Here is an 18,967-nt window from a genome sequence, read left to right as displayed (position 1 = left end):
GTTCACCTCTTCCCATTCCGAACAGAGTCGTTAAGCCCCGGTGCGCCTATGGTACTGCCTTCACCGGTGGGAGAGTCGGTCGCCGCCAACTTTACAACAACGAGCCCCCTGCCCCTGCGCTTTGACCAGCGCTCGGCAGAGGGCTCTTGTCGTTTTACCTTATGACGGGAGACAGTATTACTCAAGTATATCTCTTTAAAGAGGTTTTATTAGATTGTACTTTAGCAGTTGTATGTGATAGGCCTTATGAAAAGCCAGCTTATTTCTGGCTAATAAGAAATTAGATTTTTAAAACGCCTCTCTTTATTTCAGAGATGAAAGATAACGTAGTTCTTATCACTGGCGGTACTTCTGGTATTGGCCGAGCTTGTGCGTTAGAATTTGGCCGAGCAGGTGCGCGTATTGTCATCACAGGTCGCGATACCGTAAAGCTAGAAGCGGTTTCTACTGAATTAATGGCTGCAGGCATTACGCATCATGCGGTGCAAGGTGACGTAGGTATATTAACTGATGCTATGCGCGCAGTGACCGAGTCTATAGCTGCCTTTGGCCGTCTTGATGTCCTTATAAACAATGCAGGGCTGAGTATGCGAGCCAAATTTATTGATGCCGATGTTAAAGTCATCGAACAACTTATGCAAACAAATTTTTTTGGTACGGTATATACCACTAAAGCTGCTTTACCACATTTACTTGCTACTAAGGGCACAATTGTAGGTATCAGCAGTATTGCTGGCTATCGCGGCTTACCAGGGCGCACAGGGTATTCGGCGTCTAAATTTGCTATGAATGGGTTTTTAGAAGCGTTACGTACTGAATTATTACCTGAGGATGTAAATGTACTTATTGCTGCACCTGGTTTCACTGCATCTAATATTCGTCATACTGCACTACTTGCTAACGGGCAAACTCAAAACGATACTCCACGTGATGAAGATAAAATGATGACAAGTGAACAAGTCGCTATTTATTTGCGCCAAGCAGTAGAGAAGCGTCGCCGTAATATCGTCCTTACAGGTGAAGGTAAGTTAGTTGTTTTTTTAAATAAATGGTTACCAGGTCTAATGGATAAGATGGTATTGAATAAATTCAGAAAGGAAGAAGGTGATTTGTAGAAAATAGCATAATTAATCTATGCTATAAATATCTTGTAACTGTCTATCTGACATTACCATAAAATGCTTTATTGCATGCTGCTATTAATTTAAGTAACGCGTTATTTAAGAAGTTTAACTATTTTACTTGCTAAGTATTTGTAATTATGGCTGTGTGAATGAGGAATAAATAGGGGTATAATGATTTATTTATACTATTTAACGAGGTAATACTTATTGTGAGAGTGTAGGAAGCTATAAGTTATTCTATCACGAAAGTGTCGTCTGCACGCACATAGGCGACACGCTCTTGCCAGCGCACGCGTAGCCAAATATCTTGGCGCCCTAACATCGGTAAACGGTCACCAGGAGCTGCAATACTGAGCCAAGTTGCTCCAGCGCTCGGGCCAGCCATCAAGGCTACGCCTGGGCGTGCTACGATACTGGTAGCTATTGGCCGTAGCCAATATAGGTAAGCGCTAGTACCAAGTAAGTAGCTGCCGTAGGTTATCCATATTATTCGTTTGGTACGACTCCGTCTTAATATCAGCCCTACAGCTATCACTACTGCTACGCTCAGTAAACCTTGGAGCACAGGATAGTAGTAGCGTTGTATTTGCACTCTTATTTCCTGCTGCCAAGTAGTAGGATAGCCTACTAAGCGTTGCCGTTGAGCAAGGTTTGCTAGCTGCCGCCAGGTGCTTAAGCGAGGTTGCCGAGCTAGGGCCATATTTAGATAGAGTATCTCGGCAGCATAATGAGTTTGTTGATGCTCGGCATACGCTAATCGCAATAAGAGACGCGCTGAAACTTGCCGTCGCTGCCAAATTTGGGCCTTATATAGGGGAAGTACCGTACCAAATTGGCCTTGTTCAAATAAAGAATCAGCTACTTGAACCTTAGCGGCTGATAACTGTGTGGTAGCAATAGAATCTTTTTTTGTTTCTAGTGGTGAAGCCAAAATGCAGAGTGGCAAGTTGATAATACTACTCAGCAAGGCTAGAGCCCGGAGTAAAGGATTTTTTTTTAGTAACAAGGTTGTCAGATTCAAAATGAGGCTGTACTTTTGCACCCACAAAAACGGCAATACGTCGCTATTGTAAACACAAAAGTATCGGTTCTGTAGCTCAGCTGGTAGAGCAGTACACTTTTAATGTACGGGTCCTGGGTTCGAATCCCAGCGGAGCCACTGAAACCCCCTTGCTAACGCCAAGGGGGTTTTTTATTGTCATTATCGTAGCATACTTCCTCATAAGAAAGCTGGTTGTGTGAGTATTCACAAGTAATTGTGATAGTGGTACTAGGCAGTGGACAATTTGTTGCCGCTCACTGCGTGTGAATAGAATTATGTTAGAAGGATAAGCAGGTACACTTTACAAGTGTTATTCTAATTCCTGCCTTAAGGTTCAATACATTGATGCGGCTATATCGCACGCTAGCAAATTTTCTGTAGTACTGAATGATTTTGTAGCTCAGCTGCTAGCGGATGCGCTTACAGAAGCAGTATTGGCAATATTCGACATTGATGTGGTCTAGGGTAAATTCTGTATAGTTGTCGGTAGTCAAACCATTTGCTATACTCTAGTACAACATCTTGGCCCTTATAATAATGTCTTGATAGCCTAGCGTAAGCGCTTAACCTTATTGCTCCTCATGTGCCATCCCTTGAGGTTCGCACTGTACTTTCGCAGTTATGCACCATATTATTTACTTGAGCCGGGCCACAAAGCGTCCAACAGATGACGAACTAACTGCGCTACTTGCGCAAGCGCGAGTCGCGAATGCCCAGCAAAACGTTACTGGAGCCCTCGTATATGGCGATGGGCAATTTATGCAGATTATAGAAGGTGAAGAGGCAACTTTGGCTATGCTCTATGCCCGCTTGCTCCAAGATGGGCGCCATGAGCAGGTATTTAAATTTGCTGATAAGCCTATTGCGCAGCGTAGCTTTGCCGATTGGTCTATGGCCTTTCGGCCGGTTTCAGCTGCTGAGTTCGCCGAATTAGCGGGTTATGTTACGCCTGAGCAGCTAGACCTGCGTGCTCCTGGGCTGAGCGCGACCGATGGCATGTTACTTCAGATGATGAAGACCTTTGTATTGAATCCAGGAACCTAGGGCCTAGGTAGTAAACAGTCTTGCGCGGCTGTCATCTACAAGCTCATTTATATCCCTTCATAAACAAGCAGCCTTATTCGCCCCAGCTATCCAGTACGAGAGCAGTTGAGAAAGAATGTAGTGTTGCTTTTCCTTACTACTATAGTGTAGTATCAACAATCCTTGTTGCCAAAGTACTTTCTAGGCTGCTAAGAAGAGACTGAGCAGAGCCATAATTCAGTGCAACTGACTAATTAACAAGTGCCGGAAGCACAAGCTGACGCGCTGATAATCTATGTGAGTGTAACTACTTGTTCGCATATATATGGAATAGTATTTGCTTCTGTGTATGGCCTCTAATTATTTTGTAGTTGCTAGTGGTTTGGTGAGCCAATAACTCGATTATAATGCACATGCCAGCCTAGCCAGACACGCGTGTGCATGTCGCTATTGGAATGGGTAATGTGTTAGAGCACTATTTAGCAGAGGACAATCGCAAGGCAATTCAAAGGGTCATGTTATAAAAGCCTCGCAAAATGAGATTAATGCTGTTTTACTCCTCGCGCATATTAATTAGCGCATTTAAGGCTTAGCTTGATAAGAGAGTAAGTTACACTAGGCGCTATAGGAAAAACTGTACAGTATTAGCCTTCGTATTAGCGATAGCGAGGTAAGTATAGGTAGCTAACCTAGATAGACAGGAAGTGATGTGGACTATAAATAGTGAGGAAGAATACTTGGTCGATTTACTATGGCCAGAGATATTGCCCAAAAACTTGCCGTTACCAAAGCCAAGCCCTGCTTTGGATGAATCTGCCAGCAGCCCTAACTCTGAGCAGACCTTTAAACTGATGGGCTGGCGTGGGGCAGGGTGGCATATGGTTTTTCCTGAAGAGCCTAAGCCATAAGCTCAGAATTGTTGTGTAGTTGCTATGCGGTAGAATGCAATGATTTGCAGCTGTTATTCGCTAAGTACAGCAGACAGCTATGCAGTCAGTGGGAGGATAAGGGCCTGTGTATGCATTCACATCAGTAGTATCTCGGTACTAGGTAATCATAGGTAATACTGCGCTTATTTTTAGGTTAAGCTGAAAAATCCGATAAGCAGGTTTTTTTCTTAGATTTTGACATAAGTTAACCCAACTGCAAAGCCGAGTAAGTAGCTTTGCATGAGAGTGTTTATTCTTCAAAATAATAGAAAGATAAATCTGTGTTTAATACTACAGCTGTTACGCCGCACACCTATTTCGAAAATTCGGTTGGCCGCCTGCTTGAGCATCCTGCGGGGCATTATATCAGCGTAGAATATCGCACAGGTCCACGTAAACTCAGTGAGTTGCAAGCTTTCCTCTCACACGCTGGGCAGCTACTAGCCCGTAGAGGATGGGATAAACTCCTCAGCCATCAAGGCTTGATGACACCCTTTACTCCCGAAGAGATAGAATGGATAACAGGGTTCTGGCGTACTAAAGCCCAGCAGCGTACCGATATGCTTTACGGTGCGTTATTGCTTCCTCATGATGTCTTCGCGCGTCTTTCCTGGAAAGGTGGTAGCCTCTCGGCTACTGCACCAGCTTCAACGATGTAGATAGCGATAACGACACTTATTAAAGTCGTGCTCAATGCAGACTATATTTCTACTCTAGGGCCGCGTAAAAAGGCAGTTGCTAGCTGATAGCTGCCTGAAAGTAAGCATTGCACTCAGCTGCAATATCGGCGGGTAAAGCTGGGTCTACCCAAAGAGTGGGCTGTAAATTGACCCACTGTGGCTGCACGTACTCAGTTATTGTAGCGGGGCGGTGTTCGCCCTCTGCTGCATACCTAGATTTCTGACTGGCAAAATAGTCTTGATGCTTATCTGCCAGCACGCGCAGAGTGTTCTCAATTGCCCGCATTTTACGGGCAACTACTTTGCCATACAGAAAGGCGTTGATGTCTTTCATAGCGCAATGCAGATAGTACCTAGCTTCTGATAGATAAGTTAGGCAATGATACTTCGCGCCTGCAATATTAAGCGGCCAACTCAATAGCCGCAATGTGGACGTGCATTGAACAAATAAGAGTTTGAATCTTTTACTGCACAATGAGCAAGTCTATAGCTCGCTGTAGCAGCGGCTTTGTTATTCCAAAGGCTCTTGAGAGAGAGACCCATGTTGCACAAGCGCAAAGGCACAGAAGCTAACAACCGATATAAGACAGAAGAGGACAAAGGCCCAAATAGCTAGATAGCAGTAAATAGCCAAGCCAGTGCTCACCCAGAGTAGGGTAATCAGGAAATTGGTAAACATACTCCGATGCATGGTGGGAATAGATGAGAGAGTCGGGTACGGAGCTATTAGCTGCGTATTATATAAGCAGAAAGTTAACAGGAGATTGCATAATTCCAAGCAATTTGTCAAAAAATAACCAACAAGTTTTCTAGGAAAATTAAACATCAGCTATATTGGCTTCGCAGCGTTAGCTCTGTGGAATATACTATAGCGTACTCTTCTGTCTAAAAATTTATTTGATAATGCCTTATCTTGAAGTAGTATAGAGGTAATTAGTGAAGAGATTATAAGATTTATGTTTGGGTAGCAGATGTTTTGTATACAATTACATCATTTGCTATTGCGCCCATAAGCTAGTCAGGCAGGTACTAGTGAAGTGGACACCATAGGCCTAGCAAAACAGCATAGTTAGAAAAATGCTAGAATCGCTGCGCGGTAAAACAAAAGCCCTTTTTGTACTAGGCAAAAAGGGCTTTTGGTAAGTATTACTGAGTTACGAGCTATTTGCCGAGAGAGTTAACTAGCAAAATTGCTAGTCTTGCTAAAACAGAGCTAGACCAATAAGAATTATTATTGCGATTGTTTATATAACCGTAATAGCCTATCTAGATATGACTGTCTACAAAGCATTGGCTTACCCATATATAGACAGGGCAACTAACCGTCTACTACGGTCGATAGCGATGCTATTCGCAGTATTGGAGAGTGCACAGCCTTAGGAGTAATTAGGGTTGCTGCGCGATGCGTGCGAGCTCTTAGGAAACAGAATAACCCTATCAACAAGAGCACAACAAAAGAAACTCCAATAAATGCAGTCCGGATGACGCCAAAAGATAGGCCAGGAGCCTCAAGTGGGGCGGTAGGGTGATGAACGGAGGTAGGAGCCGAGCGTTTCATAAGAGAGCGGGGTGGGATTACATACTCTGCTAACGGTGGATTTTAAACAGCGGTTCACTATCTGAGGAAAATCTGAGTAGCATTAAGGCAAGAGGCAAGTGTTATGTAAGTCTATGAATTATTGTGATTTGATAAATAAGAAACAATAATTAACCGTGGAAATGTGAATAATATTTATTGCATTTTTTAATGTAAATATCAGTCGTAAGGCATTGATTATAAGTAGAAAATAGTTCTATCTGTGGTATAGCTAGTAACGAGAATTAACAGCAATTAAAAGCATAGTATAATTGTACTCCATTATTACATAGTACTGTGTGCTGCTTTGATAAAGATATAATATTAACAACTGATAGTGTGATAATACCAAGTTTGAAGTACATTAGTGATAACTATTGAGTATATAATAATACATCTAAATACTTTTATCCATATTAGAGTCTGTAAGAGTTAAGTATCTTCTTATACAGTGCAATAACCCTACTTAAGTAACCTAAGGGCTGGTAGCATGCGTAGAGGACAAAATGACTACGAAGCCCACTATCCCCGATTATTTACCATCAGTAAATTATCAACTTGAGTATCAAGCTGGATTATTACCTAAAGCTAGGCTCCCAATCTCTACCGCGACAGCCGCTTCGATGAGAGGCCGCATGTGGTTAGGCACTGACTTTACTCATGTCATTGTTGCCCGCTGAGATTTATTTTCGTGTGCTAGGTGCTTTCATAAAGTTTTAAGCAGTAGCTAGCAGTAAGAGAACATACATCCTTTGCTAAAAGATAGCAACAAGTAGTTGCTAAAGTGTCTGTATGAGTTCTTTGTAATTCGATATCGTACGGAAAGTACAGCTATGTGTACACTAGGTAGGCTTAACAAGCGATTACGTTGAGTGATGTATGCATTAGCCAAATATGGTTTTGCATGAGCGCGCTATAGGTATTAGATTTGTGCAAATTTATAGCGCCTTGGTATAGTTGCGTGCAACTGACTGCATTGTAAATTCTATACAACTATTTATGTTTAACCGCCACATTAGCGATAACGCCCTGTATCTGCTCATGCTCATTACGCTGGCGGTCATTAGCTTATGGGTATACCGACTAGTATTTTGGCTGTTAGGGCAATTATGGCACTTCATACGTGCTTAGCGTATAGCTAAAATACCGTTTAGTAAAATATTATATACAGTGTTAGGTGTGGTAACTATGTTGATTTGCAGATAGTTATTTGCTGGGTGATATACAATTATTCAAACTAGTATAGGCGAGAGCTAAACGTCCTAATACAAAGTATAGAACGGTTTTAAGTGGCTAGTTAGAAAGAAGCAGCAAGCAAGGCTTAGCACACAAGCAATGCACACTATAATTTAAGGGCGATAAATAAAAAAATGCAAAAACACTTTGCATTTTAATTGTCCATTCGTATAAATTTGTGATATAAGTATAAGGCTAATTATTGTGTTATATATGGAATATTCTTGTTACAAAGAGGCATTTGATGCTGTAGTAAAGGACAATGACGGGGTGTTACCTGATTTATATGAAGTATTTGACTTTATAATATACTCTAGGCCGTCCAATTTATCTGAGCCACTCACTGTGGCAGAGATAGTAGCTTATGCTCTTATAGAAGCTAGAGAAGCTAGGGTGATTCACTCGATTGTTGAGCCAAATAAAAACCAATTGCCTATGGTGCCAGCTTTAGTAGGTGAGCCGCAGTATCTCACGAAGCTATTCGACCAAGCTGCTGTATCTCTTAATTAACTGTAGTAGACCTTTCTAATGTATGTTAAGAAGGCGAAGCAGTAAGAAAGTCGCTGCGAAGGACTAATTTTTCTCTTAAAATTTGGTCTGATTCCTTTATTGGGGGCAGGAAGCAATGGTAGCTACGGATTAAACTGTATATAATAAAGAATGCAAAATTTGTTAAGTGTAGGGTGAATAATATTAGGAGCTAAAAGTGTTGCAGTTATATTTGAGGAATTTGCTGATAAGCATATTCCTCAAATTGTATTATAGCTTGTTTGTTTTGTGTTGACAAGTATGATGGCAACTCCTTCCACCTTACTGCCCGCTAATGAGGCTGCACGGCTACAGTCGTTGCAGAGTTATGCTATTGTACGCTCATTGCAAGAAGACTTTTTTGATGAGCTAGTGGTATTGCTAGCTGACTTATTTCGGCTACCTATAGCTTACATAGGTCTAATGGAAGCTGACCAGTTGAGCTATAAGGCTACCTATGGTTTCTCGCGCCAACTAGCGCAGCCACGAGCTAGCACACTTTGCGCATTAGTTATTAAGCAAAATCAAGTAGTTGTGTATTATGATTTAGCAGCTACCAATCCGACTTCACTTGATGCGTTCGCCATTCAAAATAGCTTAGCAAGTGAAGTGTGCTTTTACGCTGGAGCGCCACTACGTATGCCTGACAACCAAGTGATTGGTACACTGTGCGTGGCGGGCCAGCAGCCTAGGGCGTTTAGTCCTGCCGAACAGCAGCTGCTAGAAGCAATGGCGGAAGTGGTAAGCTGCGCCATTGCGGTGCGTAGCAGCTATTGTGGTGATGAGCACGGGATTCGCTGGTCAAAAATCCGGACGCATGCTCGAGACGAAGTTTATGCGCTCGGAGCATTGGTGCGCTACCTATCGGCTCGCTACGGTACATCGACACCAGTGCCAGAAGAAATAGTGTTGCCAGTAGCGCGGCGCCTGCATGACCTACGTGCCATTTTGCAAGAGCATGAGTAAGACTGGCAGTGGCTTTCTACTATAAGTATGCAGCAGGAGTAACTGGTCGGAAAGCTTTCGTGTGGCTAAACACACTTTGTCGCAAGCAAGTAAGCTGGAACGATAAACTCACTGTTAAAAGCTGCCTGCTAGGTACCTTCGTGCATGTCTGACTACCTAGACCTACTCCGACCGCTGCTTGAGCATCGTAATGAAATATACTTTGCCTATGACCTAGGCGAGCGGCGGGTGGTATACGTGAGCGCTGCTTATGAGCAGATTATCGGTGACCCAAGCGAGCATATCAACGACGATTTGCCTTATCTGCTGACTCGCATACATCCAGACGACTGGCAGTTTTTGCAGCAGCGGGTGGCGCAGGCCGCACCCGAAGAGTTGGTTCAAGATGTAGAAGTGCGCTTGAGCCAGAGCGTAAAGGACACACAGTGGATGCAAGTGAGCGTGTGCCGGCGGCAGCTACCCACCGGCGCTCACTACCTAGTGGGGTCAGCACGCGACATCACCCGCGAGAAGGAGGTGCTTATAAACGGAGAGAAGTTTAACTCGAAGAAGAATGCGACGCTTGAAATTTTGTCGCATGACTTGGCCGCTCCCTTGGTCTTGCTGCAGCAGCTAACCGAGCACCTCGCCTGGGAGCTAAACACTCCTACCAGCAAAGTGCAGGAGGTGCTGCACCTAATGCAGCGCACGTGTACCCAGGGAGTGAGTTTGATTCGGGACTTTGTGGACAACGAGTTTCTGGAGTCGTCTAACGTAGAGATGCGGTTCGACCGGGCTGACCTAGTGTCTTGGCTACAGACTCTGATGGAAGAGTATGAGCGCTCGGAGCAGCATACGCACTTGCACTTTCACTTTGCGGCCACCGAGCAGCCTATTTACGTTAGCTTTGATATCAATAAATTACAGCAGGTTGTTAATAACTTAATCTCTAACGCTATCAAGTTTACGCCCGATGGCGGGCAGATTGCGGTAAGCCTCGAGCGCCGTGGCGACCAGGCCTTGCTGCTGGTGGCAGATAACGGTATTGGTATCCCCGCAGACTTACAAGGGGTACTGTTTGATAAGTTTACGAAAGCGCGGCGGCCAGGGCTGCGTGGTGAGCGCAGCACAGGACTGGGCATGTCGGTAATAAAAACGATTGTGAACCTACACCAAGGGCGCATTTGGTTTGAAAGCACTGAAGGGCAAGGCACTACATTTTACTTGGAACTGCCCGCGCTACCTGCTTAAAGACCAAAAGTAGTGCCCCTAGGTAGGGGTTACTTGCCCGTTTCGGTGGTTGGCGCGTCTACGGGCTTGGACTGGGGCGAGGATTGCTGGCGCAGAAAAATGGACAAGCCTACCAGCGAAAAGATAGATACAAATTCGCTCTGCCAGTTTTGAAACGACTCGAACCAGAAGCGCGCGGTGTGCATGTATCCCCATACCGTCACGAGAGGTTTGCCTTCGTGACCCTGCTCGATATTATAAACCATTGCCCCGCCGCGGGCGTGCAGGTAGAAGGCCCCAAAAAATAGCCCAAACAGCGCCAAACTCAACGAATGCTGGTAAAGGTGCAGCCATAGGCCGCCCCGGCGCACCGGCCAGGGCGCCCCGGGCTTAGTGGGGTCAGGGCGTTGGTCTACGTCTTCGAGCTCGTCGAGCTTTTTAGACTCGGGCGAGCCTTTTTGGCGCAGCCAGATGGTAAGCACCACGTACACGCCCATTTGCAAAAACTCGCTTTCCCAGTTCTCAAATGTGGCTTCGAGCAGGTGGCCCGAGTGCAGGTACTGGCCTAGGGTGAGGGCAGCGAGTCCCATTTGCTGCAAGTCATCGTTGTTATCGTGCCAGCCTGTGAGCACTTGCCCAAGCAGGGCGCTCATAATCAACACGAAGGTGACTAAGAGCAAACCATTTTGATAAAAGAAGCGGGAAAAGCTGGACATAAAAAGAAAGCTAGCAAAAGGCGTCGAGCCGGCCGAGTGGCCTAGGCGCCAACTATGCCTACGGCCAGGTCGAAGCTAGAGATAACACCTAAGCTAGCGTATAGTCGCAAAAAAAAGTCCCGGCTAATGGCCGGGACTTTGTGTAAGTAAAAAGGAACGCAGTAGCTAGCGCGCCGAAGTGGTAGTCGGCGTCAGTGTTGGCTCGAGGGTGTCGTGGTAGCCTAGGCCGTTGAGCATAAAGCGGAAGCTGCTAAACGACCGTACCGCTTTGGCTTGGCAGGTCAGGTTGACGTAGACAGCGCCGGTAGTGGCACGCTGCGCGCTGTTGGGAAGCGGGCCGGGCTTGCAGGCGGCGTCGCGCAGCGTCTTAACTACCACATTGGTGCGCAGGTCGGCTGCGCCGAGCTGGTACACGCGCACGGAAGCCACTTGTGGGCAGCCACCGTCGGCTACGGTAGTCCAGTCAATTTGCACCGGCACAGTCACGGTTTTAGTAGTGCCCACCACAATGTCGGTGGTGTAAGAATAGGTGCGGGGCTGCTGCGCCACAGTGGCGTAAGTAGTGTCGAAGCACAGCGTTTTGGTGGCTGCAATGGGCTCGGCTGAAGGAGCGCTCTTAACGCTAGTATTTGACTCGCGGCAGGAAACCAACGCGGCGAGCACTGCCAGGCCAAGTAAAGACTTTTTCATAACAGAATAAGGTGAACCAATAGGGGTAGGTACGCCTCAAACGTAAGAAAAACGGGCTGGTTTTAGCCAAAAATTATCTATGAGGGGCTATCTGGGTAGCGTACAGTTTTAAATCTGAATAATACCGCCAGCGCAGCCTTTAGAGAGACTAAAAGTTGCCTCAACCCTAGGTGGTGCTAGGTGCTTCAGAGGCCTAGAAGCTAGTTTGAAACACGCGGGCCAGTACTTCGTCTTGCAAGGCTGCACCTAGGGGCAGGCGCCGGCCCGCCACGGCCAGCGCGTTGCCGACTACAGCGGTGGTGTGGCTTAGGGCTACGATGCAAGTAGGATTGATGCGTAGAAACTGCGGCTCGGGCAGCTGATTAGCAAGTGTAGCAAACGACTCTTCGATAATGAGCTCCTGCTGCAGCATTTTGATGCGCGTACGGTCACCTAGGTCTTCTATATACAGTACATCGGCTAGGCGCAGCTGCGTCAATTGCTTATTCACCCACAGGTGGAGGCCACTGGTGTAGAGCGGAGCAAACATGCCGCTCTTGCAGACTGGGGTGGCTGCCGGGCGCTGCGCGTGCAGGCGGCCTGCCACCTGCCGAAAACGCGCGGAGCAAAAAGGCTTGAGCAAGTAATCGACTACTCCGTAGGTGCCGTGGCTCTGCAGGTTGTAGTCGGGGTAGGAGGAAGTGAGCACCACTGCCGGCCCCTGGCCCGCTGGGCGCAGCAGTTGCAGGCCAGCCAGTAGAGGCAGCTCGATAGGCAGAAACAGTACGTCGACCGGGTGCGTGCGCAAATAGGCCAATGCCTGCGCGGGACTGGTGCAGCTGGCTACTAATGAAAGAAAGGGCGCTTGCTGCACGCAAGCCGCTAGGGCCGCCGCTGCGGTGGGGTCATTATCAACGACGAGGCAGCGCAAAGAGGTAATGGGGGTAGGCGCAGCAACAGACGAATAACGCATGGCAGACAGCATAGCAGAGCTGGGTTTGAACTCGCCAACCGATGGCGAATTGCATTTAGCTGACGCAAAACTATCGGGGCGCTTTTTGGCTAGTTGGTTTTTTAGGTGGATAGTCCAAAATGGGCCGTTAAAGGGGGCATTTACCCGTTTAATGGTATTTAGCAACTTTATCTACTGTTCAGGCTATTTAAGCGTGTAACTAAGCTTATTTCTTATCGAATTCGGACTTGCTTGCCGCCCGTACGCCCGAATTTGGTTGGGAAGTACACTAGCTCGGCACGAGCGGGGTTGAGGGTGTACTGCCCGCGGTAGCGTGGCTGCAGCGCCACCCGGAAGGTATGCCGCCCCACAGGCAGCCGGTCAATAAAAATGCCGGCCTGATGGCGCAGGTTTTCGCGGTGTGTTTCGAGTGAATTGCGCATCGGCGCAGGGCCATAGGAGCAGCCGGCCGGAATGGGTACTTCGAGCAGCACGTAGCGCGCCTCCGCTTTCACGTCTACTGTCACGACGAGCTCGGCGGGCTGGCCGGCGCGCAGTTGCACGCGGCTTCCTGTTTGGCCACCTAGGGTAGTAGTTACGGTGAAGGGCTTGGCAGCGGGCGTGGGTGCGGGGTTCCAGCGGGTCTGGTAGGCAGTGGCGTACACGGGTAGGGTGCCGGTTTTGCGCAGCGTGAGCGAGCCGGTAGCGGGTACCTTCAAGGTGAAAGGAAACTTGCTGATGGTGCCCGCCGCCTCGGCGGCCGGCGCACCTGCTAGGCGCACTTGGGCCGTGGCCGCTTGCCTACCAGGACCTAGTAAGTCGGGACCGATGGTGGCCAGTATCTGAGCCGCCTCGTAGGTGCTGCCCCAATAGCTGCCGCCTCGCAGACCTAGCAAAAACGTACGCAGCCGCGCTAGCTCGGCGGTGTGGCCGCCTTGGGTGCGCAGCACGCGGTAGGCCAGTAGGGTAGTGCCTACTCGGTCGGGCAGCAGGTAGCGATAATAGGTGTTGCGGCCTGCCGTGTCGGCGTATAATGCGCCGCCTAGCTCGGTGCGCAGGCGGTAGCGCCGTAGGCTGTCAAGCTGGTAAGGCAAACCTAGCTGCTGGCGCAATTCCACGCTGGCCAGGTAACGGTCGAGGGCGCGGCGGCCGGGTTGGGCACGGTCGAGGCGGTCGAGGTAGGTGCGGTAGTCGGCAGGAGCGCCGAGCTGGTGCAGTACGCGCAGTAGCCGCAAGGCTTCATCGGCATCGGGGCTGGGTGGGGTGGACAGGGCCGCTTCACGCCGCGGGGCAGGCAGCGCTGCTAGCAGAGCGGGGGCACCTAGGCGCTCATCCAGTTCGCGCAGCAGGCGGGCTTGCAACCGCGGCTTGTCAAGGTTGATTTTGAAACCGGCCTTCTCAGCGGCCAGTAGGGCTTCGAGCGCGTGGGCCGACACCCAGAGGCTGGGCGCGGCCCCCGGCCAAGTGCCCCACAGCGCATCGGGCTGCGGTCGGCCCTGCTGCAGCTTGCGAATGAGTGCATTCACCGACCGCTGTCCGTGAAACTCCTCACCCCGCGCCGCCCGAATGCGCTGCTCCAGCAGCAGCGTTAGTAGCTTAGAAGCCAGTTGCTCGTGGCAGAGATAAGCATAGGCTTGCACGTGCCGTATCTCGGCTAGTAGCGTGGGCAGGGCGTCGCTTTCGAGGTGTACCGTAGCCTCACCTAGGGCGGGGTTTAGGGGTAGCGTCAGGGTGGTGTCGGCGGCCATGATGGCCGCAAAAGTGCCTAGCTGCTCGCGAGTGCCGGCGAGCAGCACAGGCAGGCTGCGCTGCTCGCCATCGGCGTAGCCCGAGGGCTGCGCGAGGCCAAACGTGACCTGCACCGAATCGGCGCCCGTGGCCGGGGCAGCCACCGTCAGCGTATCAATAACTGACGTGCCGACGCGCCGCGTCTGGCTACGTATGGTTTGCGCGCCTACTTTAAAGGTAGTCGTGACTTGTGCCGTGTCGGGGCGATAATTCAGGACTTTGCCTAGTAGCTGCGCCCGGTCGCCGGCCACCAGAAAGCGTGGCCCTGCTAGCTCGGCCAGCAGGCCTTTAAAAGAGCGCACCCGCCCGGTGGCCGCACCCGTGCGCCGGTGCCCATCCGAGCCAATGACGAAGGTGTCCCAGCTGGTTACGTCGTCGGGCAGCACTACGTCGGTAGTGGCGCGGCCCTGCGCGTCGGTGATAAGGGTGGGCCGCCACCAAGCATAGTCGCGGAAGCGACGGCGCAGGGCCAAGCGTGGGTCGCCGGTGGGTACGTCGGGCAGGGTGGGCGCGGCAAGGGCAGGCAGTGGCTTGAGCTTGCCTAGGTTGGGGCTGCCTTTGGTGGTGATTATCAATACGCCATTAGCGGCCCGTGCGCCGTAGATGGCTGTGGCCTCAGTGCCCTTCAGCACCGTGGTACTGGCGATATTACCGGGTGAAATATCGGCCAGATTACCGCTATATACGATGCCGTCTACCACGAGTAGCGCTTGTTCGCCGGACAGGGAGCTACTGCCACGAATCATTACGCTGCTATTGATATAGCCACTATTGGAAGTAATGGACACACCCGCAACTTTACCCTGCAAACCGTATGCTATGGACGCAACTGCGCCGGTTAATTCCCGCCGCTGCACGCTGCCGTAGCCCACTACTACTACTTCATTCAATTGCTTCGTGTCGGCGCGCAGCTTGAAAACGACGTTGTTTGCATAATTGATTTCCTGTTCAGCGGTGACATATCCCACGTAGGAAGTTAGCAAAGCAGAAGTGCTAGGCGGCACTTGCAGTATAAAGCTCCCGTCTACATCAGTAACGGTACCGATATCGGTTCCCTTTACTAAAACCGTCACCCCTGGCAGTCCCTCTTCGGTTTCGGCGTCCAGCACCTGCCCGCGCAACGTGCGCCAGTTGGGCCGTGGTGGCCCCGACCGCATGGGAAGCAGCTGCGGCGCGGGCGCCGGCCGGGCGGCTGGCGCCCGCGTCACGCGGAAGTAGCGCGCTCGCACCAGCCGCCCAATGCGGCGGCTAAGTGTCCCGGCCGCCTGCCGGTCGGCCCAACGCAACTGAAAATGTAGCTGGCCATTAGCCTGTACATTGGCCAGTTCCCTAGGTGCTAGGCAGGTGCTGTCGCTGAGCAGCACGGCTACCCGGTAACGGCCGGGGGCTAGGGCAAGCAGCCGCCACTGCCGGCTCAGGCGCAAGTATTTGGGCTGGTCGGGCCGCGTGAGCAGCACGTAGCGCAACGTGGGCAACGGATAGCGAGCCGTGTCAGGGCGTGGCGGTAGGTGTAGTACCAAGCGCCCCTGGCCGGGCGACGTTTGGGTAGGCTCGTAGAGCTCGGCCTCAGGCTCGAAAGGAGTAGGGTAGAGCTGAGGCCGAATAGTGGCCTCGGTAAGGGCAAAATCGGCCAGCGGCAGCGCGTCGGGCAGCCCTGCCCCATCGAGCCGGCCGAAGCGCGCTGCCGGTACATCCACCATTTTTAACAACTTAGGCTGTGGCGTGTAGGCAAACAGTGGCTCAAACAAAAACTTGAGGCGCAGCCCATCGGCGCGGCGCAGCAGCACGGAGTCGGGCCGAAATGGGCCGGTTTGGCGGCGACCTAGGCCATAGCCATAGCCGCGTAGTACCCGCAGCTGCTGGCCCTGCCGCAGTGCGGTAAAAGTCGAGTTTCGGGGTTCATCGACCAGCAAAATAGTACGGCTCAATGCCAGTTGCTCAGTGGGTGTGAGCTGGTGCGGGCGCTTTTCCACCGTCAGTTCGGGACTCGGGTGGTGCAGGTCCACACTCAGCGTGAGCTTGTGTTGCGGTCGCAGGTATACGTTGCGCAGAGTAATGAGCTGGTCGGGCAGGCGCAGGCTCAGCGTGTGGCGGCCACTATCAGCCACCAGCGCGTAGGGGTCGTGTTGGTTAACATCGTGAATGTAAGCTGGCTGCCCATCGATATACACCGCGATAGGCGCCAACACTCGCCCCGAATCAACCACGAATGGGGCTACTTGTGTAAGCCCACCAGGCGCGAGCCGGTACTCCTGAAAAAGGCCAGTTTCAGGATACAGAAAGTGGTAGAATTGTAGCGAATCGAGCCCTAGCTGCGTGTGCCACCGCGCCCACGGCAGTGGCCGGCGGGCTGCCTCACGCTGGTCGAAACCTGCATCCAGCTTGAAGCGCCGCCGCGCTGCCCGTCCTACTACTGGCCGCGCAAACGCTGGCACGGCCGGCAAATTCGGCGCTTCAAACTTGTGGTTGTACGCGTAGGCCGTGAGGTCAGCATCGGGCACAGGCCGCCCGCGCTCGTCGGTGACGGTAAAGCCTAGCTTGATTTTCTGGCCAGGATAAGCCAAGGTGGGCTGGTCGGTAGCTACCAGCAGTTGGCGCGGTGGTGCGCCTACCGTGTACTCGGCCACCCGCAGGGCCGCGCCCCAGCGGTAGTGCAGCGACACGTGCCAAGCCACTGGGCTTTTATCCTTGATATGCAACTGATATGTGGAGCCGTAGCCGCGGTAGCGCAGCGCATTGCCCCGGTACACAAAGTACCAGAAGGGTACCCGGTGCGGGTTGTTCACGGCCATTATCACCGAGTCGGCGGTGCGGTCAGAGCGCAGGGTCAGGCCGGCGTTGTCGGCAGTCAGGTCGAGGCTGGCCGAGCGGCCGGCTGCATCAGTAAGGCGGTAGGTTTCGATTAAAAAATCGAGTGGTAGGCTCAGCGGCAACTGCACGGTGCGGGGCAGCATTTTGGCTTGGCCGGACTCATTGTGGCCACCTAGGTGCAGCGTGGCGCGGTGGGGCCGCGCCATGCCCAGCGAGTCGTAGCTGAGACGCACCGAGTCGGCGCTGAGCGTGAGCAGCAGCCGGCCAGGGTCGCGCTGGTAGGCTACGTCGGCGGTTTCGAGGTGGCGTTCGTTGTCGGCAGTGAGAAAAGTGGCCCGCACTACGTAGCCAAAATCTACGTCGGGGAAGATGCCGGGCGGTAGGTTGATACGGGTTTCGCCCACTGGGTCGAGGGCCTGGGTGTGCGTCCAGAGCGTATCGGCAATGAAAACTTGCCGCCTATGTAGCGCTCCCGGCTCGCGCTGTGGCACCACAGCTAGCCGCACCCATGCATCGAGCAGGGGTAGCTCGTTGGCATCAGTACCGCGTAGGTACACGGCCTGCGGCTGGCCGTGGCGCTGGGTTTTTTCGGCAACGCGCAGCGCGTAATGGGCATTGTCGAGTTCGTAGTCTTCAACCCGGAAGCTATTGCCAGTCAGCCAAACGCCGTTGGTGACTTCTGGATAAATCTGTATATCGGTATCAGGGCGCAGGCCGAGCGTATCGGTCAGAGGTAGAGTATATTCGTAGGAGCCTGGGCGTATTGGCAGTAGCTTTACTAGGCGCTTAGAGCCGCTAGTGGCACCGCTCATATATAGGGTGAGCGGCCCACGGTAGGGGCGGCCGGTGCGGCGGCGCAGTACCCGCGCTTTCAGACGCAGGGTGTCGCCGGCAGGCCGGTAGCGTGGTTGGCTAAATACCAAATAGCTAGCCCAGCGTTGTTCACGTCGGTTATCCCGGCTTTCTTGGCGGGCGTCGCGCACATCTTCATTGAAGGGTGAGCGTAATAGCCCTAGTATGCCCGTATTGGTGCGCGAGACGTGCCCTAGGTCGCGCCCCAGCTGGTATAGCGGCCTCGTGGCATAGCCCAGCGGCCAGCCAAATACTACCCGTCGCCACACCCGGCCGCCCAGCGAACGCAGCCCCTGCCGGGGCTGCTCCAGCGCGTGAAACGTGGTGCGCCCGCCGTAGGCCACGGCCAGCAGGCCCGCGTGGCCGCGCCGTGCCCGGCGGTAGGTGCCGGTGGCAGCATCGAAGGGTACCGGCCGGCGGTCTAACTGCACCCGCGCCCCTGGTAGCAGGCGGCCCAGCGAGTCGCGCACTATCAGCGCCAAGTCTACTTGGTTGCTGAGTACCTCCATGGTACGGTTGGTTTCGGTGCGTAGCCAGTACACCAGCTGTGCGCCCTCGGTATGGGCCACTAGGTAGTAGCCCAGCGGCAAGGGCCGGGGCCGTAGGCTGTCGGTAGGAAACGAATCGACGGGCACCGCAAAAAAGTCGGGCCGGGTGGCACCTAGGCCGTGCTCGTAGAGGTGCCGCGTCTGGGCCTCCGTCAGGCGGAAAACTTTGGTAAGGTAGCTGCGCTGCCGGGCCGCCGCGAGGCGCTGTTGCGCCTGGGCTGTGGTGAGAAGCCCGCAGAAAAGTAGGAGAAGTAGCAGTCGCGGCATAGGTGGCAAGAAGGGTAGAACCCTTCTGATGCCAGATTGGGGCGGATTGCA

The 18,967-nt window shown here is 51.7% G+C and carries 12 protein-coding genes, 1 tRNA gene and 1 rRNA gene; 8 read left to right on the top strand and 6 right to left on the bottom strand.

Annotated features, from left to right (window positions below):
* Together rrf and FNT36_RS06595 are read left to right on the top strand one after the other, a co-directional pair.
* A 5S ribosomal RNA gene (gene rrf, locus FNT36_RS26085) occupies nt 1–91 on the top strand; the annotation flags it as partial.
* Between the two features lie 223 nt (nt 92–314).
* Nucleotides 315–1,115 (top strand): SDR family oxidoreductase, encoded by an 801-nt coding sequence (locus FNT36_RS06595; RefSeq protein ID WP_144845558.1) that lies wholly within the window; start codon nt 315–317, stop codon nt 1,113–1,115.
* A gap of 241 nt (nt 1,116–1,356) precedes the next feature.
* Here FNT36_RS06595 and FNT36_RS06590 read toward each other — a convergent pair whose 3' ends face one another.
* Nucleotides 1,357–2,145, bottom strand: coding sequence for a hypothetical protein (locus FNT36_RS06590; protein WP_144845556.1), 789 nt, complete (start codon nt 2,143–2,145; stop codon nt 1,357–1,359).
* Nucleotides 2,146–2,210: 65 nt separating this feature from the next.
* Between FNT36_RS06590 and FNT36_RS06585 the strand changes: the two genes are divergently transcribed.
* The 3 genes from FNT36_RS06585 (at nt 2,211) to FNT36_RS06575 (ending at nt 4,777) form a co-directional block, all read left to right on the top strand.
* Nucleotides 2,211–2,283 (top strand) — tRNA-Lys (locus FNT36_RS06585).
* 504 nt (nt 2,284–2,787) lie between these two features.
* Nucleotides 2,788–3,210 (top strand): BLUF domain-containing protein, encoded by a 423-nt coding sequence (locus tag FNT36_RS06580; RefSeq protein WP_144845554.1) that lies wholly within the window; start codon nt 2,788–2,790, stop codon nt 3,208–3,210.
* A gap of 1,189 nt (nt 3,211–4,399) precedes the next feature.
* Nucleotides 4,400–4,777 carry a hypothetical protein gene (locus tag FNT36_RS06575; protein ID WP_144845552.1) on the top strand — a complete coding sequence of 126 codons (378 nt, stop codon included), beginning with the start codon at nt 4,400–4,402 and terminating at the stop codon, nt 4,775–4,777.
* A gap of 79 nt (nt 4,778–4,856) precedes the next feature.
* Here the strand turns inward: FNT36_RS06575 and FNT36_RS06570 are convergent, their stop codons facing one another.
* Nucleotides 4,857–5,132: a hypothetical protein gene (locus FNT36_RS06570; protein WP_144845550.1), complete on the bottom strand. Its 276-nt coding sequence runs from the start codon at nt 5,130–5,132 to the stop codon at nt 4,857–4,859.
* Nucleotides 5,133–7,823: 2,691 nt separating this feature from the next.
* On the opposite strand from FNT36_RS06570, the gene FNT36_RS06565 reads away from it, so the two are divergent.
* From FNT36_RS06565 to FNT36_RS06555, 3 genes are all read left to right on the top strand, one after another.
* A complete protein-coding gene (locus FNT36_RS06565; RefSeq protein ID WP_144845549.1) occupies nt 7,824–8,120 on the top strand; it encodes a hypothetical protein in 297 nt (98 codons plus the stop codon).
* Nucleotides 8,121–8,399: 279 nt separating this feature from the next.
* Entirely contained in the window at nt 8,400–9,104 is a 705-nt protein-coding gene (locus FNT36_RS06560; protein WP_144845547.1) for a GAF domain-containing protein, read from the top strand.
* A gap of 144 nt (nt 9,105–9,248) precedes the next feature.
* Nucleotides 9,249–10,334, top strand: coding sequence for a PAS domain-containing sensor histidine kinase (locus FNT36_RS06555; protein WP_144845545.1), 1,086 nt, complete (start codon nt 9,249–9,251; stop codon nt 10,332–10,334).
* Nucleotides 10,335–10,363: 29 nt separating this feature from the next.
* Here FNT36_RS06555 and FNT36_RS06550 read toward each other — a convergent pair whose 3' ends face one another.
* The 4 genes from FNT36_RS06550 to FNT36_RS06535 all read right to left on the bottom strand — a co-directional run bounded on the left by FNT36_RS06550 (nt 10,364) and on the right by FNT36_RS06535 (nt 18,916).
* Complete coding sequence (locus FNT36_RS06550) at nt 10,364–11,029, bottom strand: DUF6766 family protein (RefSeq protein ID WP_144845543.1); 666 nt, start codon at nt 11,027–11,029, stop codon at nt 10,364–10,366.
* Between the two features lie 165 nt (nt 11,030–11,194).
* The gene (locus FNT36_RS06545; protein ID WP_144845541.1) at nt 11,195–11,719 is read right to left on the bottom strand and encodes a hypothetical protein; all 525 of its coding nucleotides are present in this window, start codon (nt 11,717–11,719) and stop codon (nt 11,195–11,197) included.
* Between the two features lie 193 nt (nt 11,720–11,912).
* The gene (locus FNT36_RS06540) at nt 11,913–12,671 is read right to left on the bottom strand and encodes a LytR/AlgR family response regulator transcription factor (RefSeq protein ID WP_233635719.1); all 759 of its coding nucleotides are present in this window, start codon (nt 12,669–12,671) and stop codon (nt 11,913–11,915) included.
* Between the two features lie 212 nt (nt 12,672–12,883).
* Complete coding sequence (locus FNT36_RS06535; RefSeq protein ID WP_144845537.1) at nt 12,884–18,916, bottom strand: carboxypeptidase-like regulatory domain-containing protein; 6,033 nt, start codon at nt 18,914–18,916, stop codon at nt 12,884–12,886.
* Nucleotides 18,917–18,967: the final 51 nt, after the last annotated feature.

The sequence above is a fragment of the Hymenobacter setariae genome (assembly GCF_007713685.1).
Taxonomy (GTDB): domain Bacteria; phylum Bacteroidota; class Bacteroidia; order Cytophagales; family Hymenobacteraceae; genus Hymenobacter; species Hymenobacter setariae.
This window is presented reverse-complemented; position numbering and strand designations above follow the sequence as displayed.

What these genes read in the sequence shown, in the direction of transcription:
- FNT36_RS06535 (WP_144845537.1), bottom strand. Translation starts at nt 18,916, where the DNA reads ATGCCGCGACTGCTACTTCTCCTACTTTTCTGCGGGCTTCTCACCACA.
- FNT36_RS06545 (WP_144845541.1), bottom strand. Translation starts at nt 11,719, where the DNA reads ATGAAAAAGTCTTTACTTGGCCTGGCAGTGCTCGCCGCGTTGGTTTCC.
- FNT36_RS06595 (WP_144845558.1), top strand. Translation starts at nt 315, where the DNA reads ATGAAAGATAACGTAGTTCTTATCACTGGCGGTACTTCTGGTATTGGC.
- FNT36_RS06550 (WP_144845543.1), bottom strand. Translation starts at nt 11,029, where the DNA reads ATGTCCAGCTTTTCCCGCTTCTTTTATCAAAATGGTTTGCTCTTAGTC.
- FNT36_RS06565 (WP_144845549.1), top strand. Translation starts at nt 7,824, where the DNA reads ATGGAATATTCTTGTTACAAAGAGGCATTTGATGCTGTAGTAAAGGAC.
- FNT36_RS06560 (WP_144845547.1), top strand. Translation starts at nt 8,400, where the DNA reads ATGATGGCAACTCCTTCCACCTTACTGCCCGCTAATGAGGCTGCACGG.
- FNT36_RS06580 (WP_144845554.1), top strand. Translation starts at nt 2,788, where the DNA reads ATGCACCATATTATTTACTTGAGCCGGGCCACAAAGCGTCCAACAGAT.
- FNT36_RS06555 (WP_144845545.1), top strand. Translation starts at nt 9,249, where the DNA reads ATGTCTGACTACCTAGACCTACTCCGACCGCTGCTTGAGCATCGTAAT.
- FNT36_RS06570 (WP_144845550.1), bottom strand. Translation starts at nt 5,132, where the DNA reads ATGAAAGACATCAACGCCTTTCTGTATGGCAAAGTAGTTGCCCGTAAA.
- FNT36_RS06540 (WP_233635719.1), bottom strand. Translation starts at nt 12,671, where the DNA reads ATGCGTTATTCGTCTGTTGCTGCGCCTACCCCCATTACCTCTTTGCGC.